This is a genomic window from Nostocoides vanveenii (assembly GCF_039531165.1).
Classification (GTDB): Bacteria; Actinomycetota; Actinomycetes; order Actinomycetales; family Dermatophilaceae; genus Nostocoides_A; species Nostocoides_A vanveenii.
This window is the reverse complement of the sequence record NZ_BAAAPN010000018.1, coordinates 1-13,900: the sequence shown is the minus strand read 5'-3', so window position 1 is coordinate 13,900 and position 13,900 is coordinate 1. Positions and strand designations below refer to the sequence as shown.

Sequence of the window (13,900 nt, the reverse complement as noted above, 5' to 3'; positions counted from 1 at the left end):
TCAGCTGGTCAGCAGTTGCCAGGTGAGCCGGATGACGAAGGCGCTCACTACGACGACGAAGACCGAACGGACGAATCCGGACCCGCGGGCGACCGCGGTGCGGGCGCCCAGATAACCGCCGACGAGGTTGCAGACGGCCATGATCGCGCCCAGATGCCACAGCACATGACCGCCCGGGGCGAAGACGGCCAGCGCGCCGAAGTTCGTCGCGACATTGGCGATCTTGGCCTTGGCGCTGGCCTCGAGGAAGGCGTAACCGAGGAGGCCGACGTGAGCGAAGACGAGGAAGGAGCCGGTGCCAGGCCCGAGTGCGCCGTCATAGACGCCGAGGAGGAAGCCGGTAAGCATGGCCAAGGCGGTGTGCCGCGCCACGCTGTGCCGCAGGGCCGTCACCGAGCCGAGGTCGGGCCGCAGCAGGGTATAGGTGCCGACGAGCACGAGCATCACGAGGATGATCGGGTTGAAGGCGGACTTCGGGATGTGCAGGCCGATGATCGCGCCGCCGGCGGAGCCGACGAAGGCGACCACGGCCATGGGCACGGCGGTGCGCAGGTCGGGTTTGATCCGGCGGTAGTAGGTCAGCGCGCTGGAGCCGGTGCCCCAGACCGAGGCGAACTTGTTGGTTGCGAGGACCTGGGCGGGGCTGGCGCCGGGGACGCCGAGCAGCAGGGCCGGCAACTGGATCAGGCCACCGCCCCCGACGACGGCATCGATCCAGCCGGCAAGCACGGCGGCCAGGCCGAGCCAGACCTCGGAGGGGACCTCGCTCACGCCCACCCGTCGATAATCTTGAGGATGTCGAGGAGTTCGTGGGCCGTGGCGTCGGGGGTCGCATCGACCGAAACCTGTTGCACCAGTGGGATGTCCGAGTGCGGAATCCAGATGGCGCGCATGCCGATCTGCTGCGGCCCGTGGACATCTTCATAGAGCCGGTCGCCGACATAGACGGCTCGGTGGGCCTGCACGCGGACTGCGGCGAGGGCTGCCTCGAAGGCCTCGCGGTGGGGTTTGACGACGTGGATTTCGGAGGAGTAGACGTCGCCGTCGATGAGGTCCAGGACGCCGTCGCGGGCGAAGACCGAGCGATGGTAGTCGCGCGTCCAGATGGTGTTCGACAGCACCCCGACGCGGATCCCGCGCTGGTGCAGGCCCTCCCAGAGCGGGCGCACGTGGGGATCGGTGAAGGTGTGCGGCTCCCAAAAGCGCCGGTAGGCGGCGAGCGCGAGAAGTTGCTTGTCGTTCTCGGGATCGAGGCCGGCCGCGGCGAGAATGTCGTCGATATGGGCGCTCTCGTGCGCGGTACGGCCGCGGGCCCACGCCTCGTCCTCGGCGGCAAGAATCCGGTCGGCGAGATCGTGGGCCGCTTGCAGATCGGCCTCAGGGATGTCGGACGAGTCGAGCGGTATGCCGTGGATCTCGCGGGCATACACCCGCCACTGCTCGCCGATGTCGACCGGGTGCCACGGGGTCAGCGTGCCACCCCAGTCGAAGATCACCGCGTCAATGGGCTCGCTCGTCACCCCGCAACCTTAGACGTCGAGTGGCCGGTTCAGACCCGTCGAGTGGCCGGTTCAGACCCGTCGAGTGGCCGGCACCGTAGTAGCCAGAGCCGGTCTTCTTGCCCTCACAGGTGGCGTCGTTGACACCGTCGCGGTTGGCGTCGTAGAACGTCGGGCACGCGAGTTGGTCGGCCTCACGTTCGAGGACGTTGATCGCCTGCTTGGCCTTCAGGCCAGTGTCGGTGCCACGGATGAGCGCGAGGACTCCGGCCACATGCGGGCCGGCCATCGATGTGCCCTGCTTCCAGCCCCACCCGCCATTCGTCACGGTCGACAGGATGCGTCCGTTGCGGCTCGGCGTTGCCGAGGGCACGCGGGAGTCGCCGCCGGGGGCGGTGACGTCGATGACATTGCGACCGTAGTTGCTGTAGTACGACTTGACCGCCGTCGGGCCCACGGAGGAGACACTGACGGTGTTGTCCACCTCGGTGGGCATGTCATAGCACCGGTGATCGGTGAAGCGGGGCTCCGGGTCATCGACATTGTCCGGGCTGCCGGTGTCGGTGATCGGCTTGCTCAGGTCCCAGGCGCTGTTGCCCGCGGACGAAACGCTGACGACGTCCTTCTTCTCGCTGTACTTCAGTGCCCGCTCGACCGCCGTGACGACCGCACGCTGGTCGAGGTCGGCCTTGCACCACAGGTAATACGGATCGATGAAGTAGCTGTTGTTGGTCACATCGATGCCCTTGTCGGCCGCGGTCACGAAGCCGCAGATCGCGTATTCGGGGTAGATGTACCCGTGGTCGTCGACGACCTTGATCGAGGCGAGACGCACATTGGGAGCCACGCCGATGATGCCCACACCATTGCGTGCGGCAGCGATCGTCCCGGCGACGTGGGTGCCGTGATCGGAGGTGGTGGGCTGCCAGGCGGTGGGCGAGGCGTCGGGCCGGCCCTGATTGGTGCAGCCGACCGACAGGCTCGCGTCGACATTGGCGGCGAGGTCGGGATGATCGGCTTCGATGCCCGAGTCGAGCACGCCGACCACGACGTCTCGGTTGCCGTCGGTGAGTTCGTGCGCTTGATCGGCCTTGATCTGGCGCATGTCCCACTGCTCGGCATTGAGCGGCTCGGTGGTGTCGTCGCCCCCGCTGGTGCCAGGGGCGAAACCCTGGACTGTGCCGTCCGGCACGATCCCTGCGGCCGGCGCGATCGGCTGCAATGCCCTGGTCGGGCCCGCAGCGACAATCCCCGGCCGGGTGCGCGCCTGGTCATCGAAGGTGTCATCGGCCGCACGGGCGATGACGACACCGATCTGCGGCCATTCCTGGACGACCTCGCCGCCGGCGGCGGCGACGGCCGCGACGGCCTTGTCGGTCCCGGTACCCCCCTGGACCACGACGAAGGTGGTGGCCGCGCCCAACGGAGCGGCGGTGGCAGTGGACGGGGTGAAGGCCAGGCAGGTGCCTGCGGCCGCTTTCATACCGGCCGTGGCGATGGCAAGGGTGGTGCGTGGACGTCTCACGAGTGCCCTTCAAGCCCGCGGTCGCGGGCGCCCTGCCACCCTCGCACGTGACCGGGGGCAACCCGGCGCTAACGGTCCCCCGGATCCGTCCAGGCGGACGCGGCCAATGTCGCTACGAGACGGCTGCCGGCAGACAACGCCCACCTCGACTGGACGTGTCAGCGAACGGCGAAGGCCCGTACCGCACCTTTCCAACCCCCGGCCATTAGGGCATCGTTGCGTGGATGCGCGAAGTCCGCCGCCACCCTGCCTCGGGAGCACGTATGCTGCGGCGCCGGCTTTGGCTTGTGGGTCGAGCATCGGGCAGGGCTGGAGTGGCGCGCCCGGAATTCCGGCCCGGTTCAGACCCGCCTTGACAACCCGAACCGGCCTTTCGACGGGGCTGAACCGGCCTTTCGACGGGGCTGAACCGGCCTTTCGACGGGGCTGAACCGGCCTCTCGACGGGGAGTGGGGGTCAGGTCAGGGGGCGGCGAGCTCGGCCAGGATCTGGGTGACCGCGTCGGCGGAGGCAACCTCGCGGCGCTCGCCGGAGCGGCGGTCCTTGATCTCGATCGTCCCGTCCGCGAGCCCGCGGCCGACGACGACGATGGTCGGCACGCCGATCAACTCGGCGTCCTTGAACTTCACCCCCGGGCTGGCCTGCTTGCGGTCGTCATAGAGCACGGTCGCGCCCTCCGCCTCGAGCTCCCGAGTCAGCTGCTCGGCGAACTCGAAGACCGCCGGGTCCTTGCCGGTCGCGACGATGTGGACGTCGGCGGGGCTGATGTGCCGCGGCCAGATCAGGCCGAACTCGTCGTTGTTGCCCTCGGCGATGCAGGCGACCGCACGGGAGACACCGATGCCATAGCTGCCCATGGTCACGGTGCGCAGCTTGCCGTTCTCGTCGAGCACCTTCAGGTCCAGCGCCTCGGCGTATTTGCGGCCCAACTGGAAGATGTGACCCATCTCGATCCCGCGCGCCGACTCCAAGGCGTGCCCACACGAGGGGCAGGCGTCGCCTGGGCGCACGTCGGCGGCCTCGATGGTGCCGTCGGCGGTGAAGTCGCGACCCGCGACCAGACCAATGACGTGGCGCCCCGGCTCGTTAGCCCCGGTCACCCACGCGGTGCCCTCTACCACCCGTGGATCGAGCAGATAGCGCACCCCCGACGTCCCGTCGGAGCCAAGCGAGCCGGGACCGATATAGCCCTTGACGAGCGCCGGATTGGCGGCGAACTGCGCCTCGTCGAAGGCCTCGACCACCGCCGGCTCGACCTGGGCGGCGAGCCGCTTTTCGTCGACCTCACGGTCGCCGGGAACCCCGATCGCCAGCGGCTCGGCGCTGCCGTCCGGGTGACGCAGCAGCACCAAGACATTCTTGAGGGTGTCCCCCGCGGCCCACTCGCGATCGGCGCGGGCGAAGGACGAGTTCAGATGTGCCACAAGGGTGTCGATGGTGGGGGTGTCGGGAGTGTTCTCGACGTGCGCGGGGGGAGCATCGGCATACGGCACGGCATCGGGGCTGGGGACCTGCACGGCTTCGACGTTCGCGGCGTACCCGCAGCTGGGGCAGCGGACATAGGTGTCTTCGCCGTTCTCGGCGGTCGCGAGGAACTCCTCGGACTTCGAGCCGCCCATCGCGCCGGCCATCGCCTGGACGATGACGTAGTGGAAGCCGAGCCGGTCGAAGATCCGAACATAGGCGTCGCGGTGCAGTTGGTAGGACTTGTCCAGCCCGGCGTCGTCGATGTCGAAGGAGTAGCTGTCCTTCATCACGAACTCGCGGCCGCGCAGGATGCCGGCGCGCGGGCGGGCCTCGTCGCGATACTTGATCTGGATCTGGTAGAGGCTGACCGGCAGATCCTTGTAGGAGTTGAACATGTCCTTGACCGCGAGGGTGAACATCTCCTCGTGCGTTGGCCCGAGCAGGTAGTCGCCGTCCTTGCGGTCCTTCAGCCGGAAAACGTTGGGGCCGTATTCGGTCCAGCGTCCGGTCGCTTCATACGGCTCGCGGGGCAGCAGGGCGGGGAAGAGCAGCTCCTGGGCGCCGATCGCGTCCATCTCCTCGCGCACGATCGTCTCGACGCGCTTGAGGACCCGCAGGCCGAGCGGCAGCCAGGTGTAGATGCCGGGGCTGACGCGGCGGATGTAGCCCGCCCGCACCAGGAGTTGGTGGCTCGGCACCTCCGCGTCCGCCGGGTTCTCGCGAAGGGTTCGCAGGAACAGGGACGACATGCGCATGGCCACGTGGGTTCTCCTCGATAAGGGGGTCGGCCAAGGATATTCCAGCCCGTATGCCGCCTCCTCGCCTTTATCGCCTCACCCCGGCTCCGGCCGTGGCTGGCCGCCGGCGCCGAGGAGGGCCTACGAGCGCGCTTGACTGCACACTCGACCAGAAAATTGTGCGCTCGCCGGTCGGGATTTGTCCTTTTCGACGGGAATGGGTGGGTCAGGGGGAAGGTCAGAAGCGGCGGCGGGGGCGCAGGCCGCCGTCGGGGCGGGGGCGGCCGGGGCCGCGACCGCGGCCCTTGAAACGGGTGTTCGGGCGGGGGGCGATGATGTCCTGCCAGACAGACTCGGGGACGGGCGCACCGGTCGGTTCGACGCCCTCGTCCGCCGCGGAGCGCGCATCGAGACGCTCCGGACGGATCGAGAGGGCGACCTCGTCGATGATGCGCTCCATCCCCTTGCGCTGATGCGGCAGGGCAAGGGTGACGACCGAGCCCTCGGAACCGGCGCGAGCGGTGCGACCGGCCCGGTGGACATAGGTCTTGTGATCGGCCGGCGGGTCAACCTGAACGACCTGGGTCACGTCGTCGACGTGGATGCCGCGCGCGGCGACATCGGTCGCGACGAGCACCTGCAGGCGCCCGTCCTTAAAGGCCTCGAGGACCTTGTTGCGCACCGACTGATTCAGCCCGCCATGGATCGGCCCGGCGAGAATCCCGCTCTCGCGCAGCTGACTTGCCACTCGGTCGGCGCCCAGTTGGGTGCGCACAAAGATCAGCGTGCGGCCCGGCCGGCCGCTGATTTGTGCGGTCAATGTCTTCTTCATCGACGGCTCGATCAGGAGCACCCGGTGGTCCATCGTCGAGACGGCCGCAGTCGGGTCGTCCGTCGAGTGCGTCACCGGGTCGACGAGGTACTTCTGCGCCAACTCGTCGATCCCCTTATCGAGGGTCGCCGAGAAGAGCAGCCGCTGGCCGCCCTCGGGCACCAGATCCATGATCTCGGTGACTTCTGGCAAGAAGCCGAGGTCGGCCATGTGATCGGCTTCGTCGAGGACGACGATCTCGACATTGTCAAGGATCGCGGCGCCGCGTTCGATCAGGTCCTGCAGGCGCCCGGGGGTGGCGACAACCACGTCGACCCCGCGGTCGAGGGCAGTCAGTTGCGGCGGGTAGGGCATGCCGCCGGCGACGACCTTCTGGCTGACACCGGCTGCGCGGGCGATCGGCTCGAGGGCATCGGCGACCTGGAGCGCGAGCTCGCGAGTCGGGACCAAGACGAGGGCGCGCGGACGGTTCGGGGTGGTGCGGCCCTGGCTGAGCCGAGCGAGGGTCGGCAGGCCGAACGCCATCGTCTTGCCCGATCCGGTCCGGCCGCGACCGAGCAAGTCTTTGGCCGCAAGCGCATCCGGAATGGTTGCGGCCTGGATCGGGAAGGGCGATCGAATCCCCCGTGCCGCAAGGGCTTTCACGATCGCCTCGGGCAGCCCGAGGTCGGCGAAGCTGGGGCCGTGCGGCTCGGGCGCTGTGCCGGTCGCCGGCGAAGGTGCGGATTCGGCCATGGGCTCGATCGCACCGCGCGGCTCGGGCTTGGAACTCGTCGCCGGCGCAGAGTCGGCTCCGGGCCCTACCGGGTTCGCGGTTTCGGGGCCGGTGATCGCGTCGGGCTGGTCGGCCGGCGACGCGACTCGCTCGGGCGCGTTGACGACCCGGTCCGTGGGCCGACTGGCGTCGACCCCCCACTGCCCGCGCGCGCGGTCTGCACGCACCGGACGCGGCTCGTGATGCGGGCCGTCGCTGTAGCGCCCGGTCGGCCGGCGTGGGCCGCGATCGCCATAGCCGGGTCGATCGTCGCGCTGCCGGAAGTCGCGCCGGTCGTCCTGGCCCCGGTTCCGGTCGTCGCGGCGCTCGCCCTGATTGCCGTATGCCGGCCGGTCGCCGCGCGGCCGCTCGTCCCGGTCGCGGGAGGACGGCTGGTCATCGCGACTGCGGTACCCGCCAGAGCGCTCGTCATTGCGACGGTCGCCGTGGCGAGGTCGATCGCCGCGGTCCCGGTCACTCGGCCGTTCGTCGCGGCCCCGATACCCACCACCACTTCTCCCGCTGCGGTCATCTCGGTCGCGGTAACTCGGCCGGTCATCCCGGCCCCGATACCCACCGCCACTGCCGGACTTGCGGTCATCCCGGTCCCGGTCACTCGGCCGGTCATCCCGGCCCCGATAGCCGCCAGTGCCGGCGTTGCGGTCATCCCGGTCCCGGTAGCTCGCCCGGTCATCCCGGCCCCGGTACCCGCCACTGCCGGCGTTGCGGTCATCCCGGTCCCGGTAGCTCGCCCGGTCATCCCGGCCCCGATACCCGCCACTGCCGGACTTGCGGTCATCCCGGTCCCGGTAGCTCGGCCGGTCATCCCGGCCCCGGTAGCCGCCACTGCCGGCGTTGCGATCATCCCGGTCCCGGTAGCTCGGCCGGTCATCCCGGCCCCGGTAACCGCCACCGCCGGCATTGCGATCATCCCGGCCCCGGTATCCACCACGCTCGTCCCGTGCGGACGGGACGTCTTCGCGAGACCGATAACCCCCACCGGCACCCCGGTCGTTCCGGTCGCCGAGGGTCGAGCGAGCGCTACGGTCCCGGTCGTCCCGGCCGGGATAGGTGTTGTCGGCGAGGTTGTACCCACGCGCATCGCGCACGCGCCCGCCCCCCTCACGGCCGGCTGCCTCGTCGCGCGCCCAGCGCGGCTTGCCGCGATCGGCGGCCGCCGGGCGAGCGGGCGCGCCGTCCACCCACCGCGGCTTCTTCGCGGGCGGGCCATCTCCGAACTTCTTGCCGGCAGGCCTGCCCTTCGCCTTCTCGGTCTGGGCCTTCTTCGCCGATGCCTTCTTGGCCGGGCTCCAGCGGGGCTTTTTCTCGGTCACAGCAGGACCGTCGCGAAGGTTCCGATCTGGCGCATGCCGATCCTTTCGTAGGTGGCCCGTGCGGCCGTGTTGAAGTGGTTGACGTAGAGGGTCGCCGTCGGGGCGATCAGGGCGTGAACGTGTTCGACCACCCCGGCCATTCCCACGGTGCCCAAACCCTGCCCCCGCAGCCGCGGCGCCACCCACACGCCCTGGATCTGCGCGCACCCCAACGCCGCCGACCCCACGTCGGCCTTGAAGATCACCTCGCCCCGCTCGATGATGACAAACGTATGGCTGCGGTCGATCAGTCGAGCGAGGATCGCCCGGTAGGCGCGGGCGGAGCCGCGATACGGCGGGTAGCCGATCTCGTGCGTGAACATATGCTCGGCCGCGACCAGCACAGCGTCCAATTCACTCATGCGGGCCGGCCGCACTCGCGGATCGGGCGTCACCCCGAAAGCGCGCGGCGACTGACTCGTCGCCAGGTGTGGCTGGACCGGGCGCACCGACCGCGCCGGTGACCATTGGCCCTCGAAGTCCGCCCACAGGCCCATGACCTGATCGGCCGGGCCGAGCAGCGACGCGGTGCGTCGCTGCCAGCGCCGGACGCGGTCGGCGAGCGCCATACGGGCGCGCGAATCGGTCTCCACCGGAACGACATTCGCACCGGCGAAGCACACCGCCGCAAGCTGGCCGTCTTCGTGGTAGCCGAGGACCGGGGTGCTCGCCGACAGTAGTGCACCTTCGAGGATCCGGGCCGCGGGGAAGACATTGTCGGCGGGGTGCCGGGCACACAACTCCAGGACGGCGTCTCGGTCGGACGAGGTCAGGAGCCGCGTCGGGGTCCGAGTGCGCAGCACGCCTCAAGCCTGCCGTGTCCGCGCACCGCTGTCACGCTTAGCCACGGCAGAATTGACGGCCACTTTGCCGATTCCCCCGACGATGAGGGTCGAGCTTCTCGCCACAATGACAGACGGGCATCACCTCACGGTGACAGTCGGGCTGCCGGCGTCCTCGCCCTCAAGCTCACCCATTTCTTCGGCGATACGCATCGCCTCTTCGATCAAGGTCTCGACGATCTGACTCTCCGGGACAGTTTTGACGACCTCACCCTTGACGAAGATCTGCCCCTTGCCATTGCCCGAGGCCACCCCGAGGTCGGCCTCGCGGGCCTCGCCGGGGCCGTTGACGACGCAGCCCATGACGGCAACGCGCAGCGGCACGGTCAGCCCGTCGAGACCGGCGGTGACCTCCTCGGCCAGCTTGTAGACATCGACCTGCGCGCGCCCGCAGGAGGGGCATGAGACGATCTCAAGCTTGCGGGGCTTGAGGTTGAGCGACTGCAGGATCTGGATGCCGACCTTGACCTCTTCGACGGGCGGCGCCGACAGCGAGACCCGGATGGTGTCGCCGATGCCCTGCGAGAGCAGCGCACCGAAGGCGGTCGCCGACTTGATCGTCCCCTGGAAGGCCGGCCCGGCCTCGGTCACGCCGAGGTGCAGCGGCCAGTCGCCGCGCTCTGAGAGCAACTCATAGGCCCGCACCATGACGACCGGGTCGTTGTGCTTGACCGAGATCTTGAAGTCGTGGAAGTCGTGCTCCTCGAACAGGCTCGCCTCCCAGACGGCCGACTCGACGAGCGCCTCGGGGGTCGCCTTGCCGTATTTGGCCAGCAGCCGCTTGTCCAGCGAGCCGGCGTTGACGCCGATCCGGATCGAAACGCCCGCGGCTTTCGCACGCTTGGCGATCTCGGCGACCTGGTCGTCGAACTGCCGGATATTGCCGGGGTTGACCCGGACGGCAGCGCAACCGGCGTCGATCGCGGCATACACATATTTGGGTTGGAAATGAATGTCCGCGATGACCGGGATATTGCTCTTGCGCGCGATCGCCGGCAGCGCGTCGGCGTCGTCCTGGCTCGGGCAGGCCACGCGCACGATGTCGCACCCGGCCGCGGTGAGCTCGGCGATCTGCTGGAGCGTGGCGTTGACATCGCTGGTCAGGGTCGTGGTCATCGACTGCACCGAGATCGGGGCATCCCCGCCGACCTCGACCTTGCCGACCTTGATCTTGCGGGTCTTGCGACGGGGCGCGAGAACGGGCGGGGGCAACGCGGGCAGGCCGAGCGAGACAGTCACGTCATCGATTATCCCCTAGGCGTATGCCGCTTCCACCCGCCGCGTCCCGCGCGGACGGTGGGGCCGCCGACCACTGGGGTGCGCCACCCGGACACCGGTTGCCCACGCGTGCCCGGGTTCAACCCCCGCGACACCGGTCCAAACCGGTGTCGGGGCGCCAAACCGGTGTCGGGGTGAGAGGGCGGCGCGGAGACGCCGGCCTCCTCGGCTCAGGTTCGGTAGAGCAGCCGCTGATCCGTGCGGAGGCCGGCCACCGGGACGATGTCCTTGCCGAAGGGCACCAGGCTCACAGGAAGCATCTTCAGATTCCCCAGGGCCAACGAGATGCCGATGATCGTGATCGCACAGGCGATGGCCGTGACGATGTGCCCGATCGCGAGCCACCAGCCGCAGAGCACGAACCACACCACATTCATCAGACCGGACCCGACACCAGCCGACGGCTTGGCGACGATGACATTCCCGAAGGGCCACAGAGCAAAGATCGCCATGCGGAAGGCCGCGATCCCGAATGGGATCGTCACGATGAAGAGGCACATGATCAAGCCGGCGAATAGATAGCCCAGCGCGAGCCAGAGGCCGGCGCAAACCAGCCAGATCAGGTTGAGCAGTGTCTTGATGTCAAATCCCCCCGAGGACAGGTCAGCCGCGCAGGCGGACGGGGTTGACGATATCGGCATACATGAGCAGGCCGGACATGACGATGAGCACAGACGCCACGGCATACGCGACCGGGAGCGCCTTGGTGACATCGACGGGGCCCGGGTCGGCGCGACCGGTGAGCTTGAACGCCCGGCGCTTGATGCCCTCCCACAGGGCGCCGGCGACGTGGCCGCCGTCCAGCGGCAGCAGCGGGATGAGATTGAAGACGAAGAGCGCGAGGTTGAGCGAGCCGAGCAGCGCGACCAGCATGACCCCCTTGTCGCCCGTGCTGATCTCGTGCGCGTCGGCGACCTCGCCGGCGACTCGGCCGACACCGACGACGGAGATGGGGCCATTGGCGTCGCGCTCACCGTCGCCGAAGGCCGCCTTGGTGATCCCGACCATCTTCTGCGGGATGGTCAGGACGACGCCGGCCGTGCGCCATACCTGCTCGCCGATCAGACCGGGGACGGCCGAGAGTGGCTGCGGCACGGTGACGGGGGTGCCGGAGGCGCCGAGGAAACCGGCCTGCTCGGTGACATAGGAGCCGTCGGATGCCTTCTTCGGTTCGCCGTACTTGTCGTAGACCGGCAGCTGCACCGACATCGGGACCGGGTGGACGGTGATCGTCTGCCCGGCACGCTCGAGGACGACATCGAGCGGTTTGCCGGCGTTGGACCGGATGATCGAGCGGGCGTCGTCGAAGGTCTTCAGGGCGACGCCGTTGATGGAGATGATGCGGTCGCCGGGCTTCAGGCCCGCGAGATTGGCGGGTGCTTTCGGCATCTCAGGCGTGCACGTGGTCGCGCCGGGCTGACCGGCCTTGGCGATGTCGACGCAGTCGGAGACCGAGTAGAGCACCGGCGAGGACTCGGTGATGCCGTGCAAGGTAAAGATGCCGGTGAAGACGGCGACGGCGATGAGGAGATTCATCACCGGACCGCCGAGCATGATGACGATCTTCTTGCGCGCGGGCAGCTTGTAGAAGACGCGATTTTCATCGCCGTGCTGGACCTCGGCAAGGCTGGTCTTGCGGGCCTCGTCGCGCAGCTGGGTGAACCGGCCGGTGCTGGAGACGCGGATCGAGTCGGGGTCGTCGCCCGGGCGCGGCGGGAACATCCCGATCATCCGGATGTAGCCGCCGAGCGGGATGGCCTTGACGCCATACTCGGTCTCGCCGCGCTTGGTCGACCACAGCGTCGGCCCGAAGCCGACCATGTACTGCGGGACGCGCACCCCGAACTTCTTGGCCGGCACGAGGTGGCCGATCTCGTGCAGAGCGATGGAGGCACCGACGCCGATGAAGACGATGAGCACCCCGAGCAGATACAGCATGACCAGTCCTCACCGGCTTCCCACGACGCCGCGGCAGCGACGCCACCGCATCCAACGCGCGGGGCGCGCGAATCAATCCCCGTGGCGTCCAGCGTAACTGCCGTATGCCGTGGCCGCCTCGCTCTTCGCAGCTCGCCTGCCGCTTCGCTTCAGGACCACGCGAAGTCTCGCTCGCGGGCCGGGCCCCACCGGGCGACTCCGCGGAAGGCTGTGGGCGCTCAGCCGCCGGGCCGGCTGCGGGCCCCAAAGGGCGGCTGCGGGCGCCGACGGCCGGGGCGGTCCGACGGGCGGGGGGGGAGTGGCCCCTCGATACGATCGCGGGTCATGCCCCCCACTACGGATCTGACTCCGAAAGAACTCCTGCGCCGCCTGGCGGCGGCGACGCCGGAGGTGGTCGTGCCGGCGCCTGCGCCAGGGCCGGGCAACTGGGTCGGGGGACCCTCGGTCGTCGTCGACGGCCCGGATGTCTGGCTCGCCTATCGCCTGCGGGCACCCGAGGGCGCGGGCCGGGGGCTGGCGAATGTGCTGGCTCAGAGCACCGACGGCGGCCTGACTTTTGCCAAGGTCGCGCGGGTCAGCAGCGCGGAGTTCGGGGCGGCGTCGCTGGAACGGCCGGCCCTGGTCAAGCGCCCCGATGGCGGCTGGCGGCTCTATGTCAGTTGCTCGACGGTGGGGTCGAAGCATTGGTGGGTCGAGGCCCTGGACGCCGACACGGTGGCCGACCTGCCGCAGGGCACGCGCACGGTCGTGTTGCCCGGCGATGACGAGGAGGGCTGGAAGGACGTCGTCGTCCAGGTGATCGACGGCCGCTGGCTGATGTGGGCCTGCCGTCATCCCCTCGACGGAGGTGACGACGAGGCCGACCGGATGAGCACGTGGTTCGCGACCAGCGACGACGGCCTGGCGTGGACGCTGGCCGGGCCCGCCCTGGAGGCCACCGCTGGTGCCTGGGACCAGCGCGGCGCGCGGGTCACCGAGGTGCTCCGCACGCCGGACGGCTGGCTCGCGCTCTACGACGGGCGCGCGAGCGCCGCCGAGAACTTCTTCGAGCGCGCGGGGGTGGCAGCCGGGGCGGGCCCCGGCGAGTTGCGCGCGGTCGCCGGGCCGGTGCCGGCGGCATACGGCGTGGCCTTGCGGTATGCCTGCGTTGTCTCGACCCCGGACGGCCTGCGGGCCTACTACGAGACGGGCACGCCGGACGGCTCGCATCAGCTGGTGACCGCCCTGCTCTCAGGGGTTACCGGTCGGTAGGGGAGTCAAAGCGCGCGCTATACCGCCCGCTGTTACTCCCCTACCGGTCAGTTAAGGAATCGCTGATCTATTCGGGTGATCTCGGCCGGTCCTGGTGACGTGGAGGGCTGGCTCGGGGAGAATTCTTGTGTGCGTGGTGAGCAGCTGAGTTTGAGTGATGTCGAGTATGGGAACCGGCGGCGGGTTTCGCGTCGTGAGCAGTTCCTGGAGTTGATGGATGGCGTGCTGCCGTGGGCACAGTGGCTGGAGGTGATCCGGCCGTTTGTGGTTCCCCCCCGAATCGTGGAGGTTGTCTCTTAAGGCGGCTGCTCTCGGGGTGAGGGCAGCGTTTTCGTAGTTGATGGGTGACATCATCGATGCGGCGCTGTGGCGGCGGTCGGTGTTGTAGAAGTTCCAGCACCAGT

The 13,900-nt window shown here is 69.1% G+C and carries 10 protein-coding genes; 1 reads left to right on the top strand and 9 read right to left on the bottom strand.

Annotated elements, in window-relative coordinates; all coding sequences use genetic code 11:
* The 9 genes from ABD209_RS03425 to ABD209_RS03385 all read right to left on the bottom strand — a co-directional run bounded on the left by ABD209_RS03425 (nt 1) and on the right by ABD209_RS03385 (nt 12,245).
* Nucleotides 1-771, bottom strand: coding sequence for a TSUP family transporter (locus tag ABD209_RS03425; protein ID WP_344062140.1), 771 nt, complete (start codon nt 769-771; stop codon nt 1-3).
* Nucleotides 768-1,520, bottom strand: a complete 753-nt coding sequence (locus ABD209_RS03420) for an HAD family hydrolase (protein WP_344062137.1) — start codon at nt 1,518-1,520, stop codon at nt 768-770. Before ABD209_RS03420 ends, ABD209_RS03425 begins: the two co-directional genes overlap by 4 nt.
* Nucleotides 1,501-3,024: a S8 family peptidase gene (locus ABD209_RS03415; RefSeq protein ID WP_344062134.1), complete on the bottom strand. Its 1,524-nt coding sequence runs from the start codon at nt 3,022-3,024 to the stop codon at nt 1,501-1,503. The genes ABD209_RS03420 and ABD209_RS03415 overlap by 20 nt, the downstream gene beginning before the upstream one ends.
* Before the next feature lie 461 nt (nt 3,025-3,485).
* Nucleotides 3,486-5,252, bottom strand: a complete 1,767-nt coding sequence (locus ABD209_RS03410; protein WP_344062131.1) for a proline--tRNA ligase — start codon at nt 5,250-5,252, stop codon at nt 3,486-3,488.
* Between the two features lie 214 nt (nt 5,253-5,466).
* A complete protein-coding gene (locus tag ABD209_RS03405; protein ID WP_344062128.1) occupies nt 5,467-8,148 on the bottom strand; it encodes a DEAD/DEAH box helicase in 2,682 nt (893 codons plus the stop codon).
* Nucleotides 8,145-8,990 (bottom strand): GNAT family N-acetyltransferase, encoded by an 846-nt coding sequence (locus tag ABD209_RS03400; protein ID WP_344062125.1) that lies wholly within the window; start codon nt 8,988-8,990, stop codon nt 8,145-8,147. Before ABD209_RS03400 ends, ABD209_RS03405 begins: the two co-directional genes overlap by 4 nt.
* Before the next feature lie 120 nt (nt 8,991-9,110).
* Nucleotides 9,111-10,268: a flavodoxin-dependent (E)-4-hydroxy-3-methylbut-2-enyl-diphosphate synthase gene (gene ispG, locus ABD209_RS03395; protein ID WP_324388150.1), complete on the bottom strand. Its 1,158-nt coding sequence runs from the start codon at nt 10,266-10,268 to the stop codon at nt 9,111-9,113.
* Nucleotides 10,269-10,477: 209 nt separating this feature from the next.
* Complete coding sequence (locus tag ABD209_RS03390) at nt 10,478-10,888, bottom strand: YccF domain-containing protein (protein ID WP_344062206.1); 411 nt, start codon at nt 10,886-10,888, stop codon at nt 10,478-10,480.
* A gap of 22 nt (nt 10,889-10,910) precedes the next feature.
* Nucleotides 10,911-12,245, bottom strand: coding sequence for a M50 family metallopeptidase (locus ABD209_RS03385; protein WP_344062120.1), 1,335 nt, complete (start codon nt 12,243-12,245; stop codon nt 10,911-10,913).
* 324 nt (nt 12,246-12,569) lie between these two features.
* Here ABD209_RS03385 and ABD209_RS03380 point away from each other — a divergent pair, with 324 nt between their 5' ends.
* Nucleotides 12,570-13,496: a hypothetical protein gene (locus ABD209_RS03380; protein ID WP_344062117.1), complete on the top strand. Its 927-nt coding sequence runs from the start codon at nt 12,570-12,572 to the stop codon at nt 13,494-13,496.
* Nucleotides 13,497-13,900: the final 404 nt, after the last annotated feature.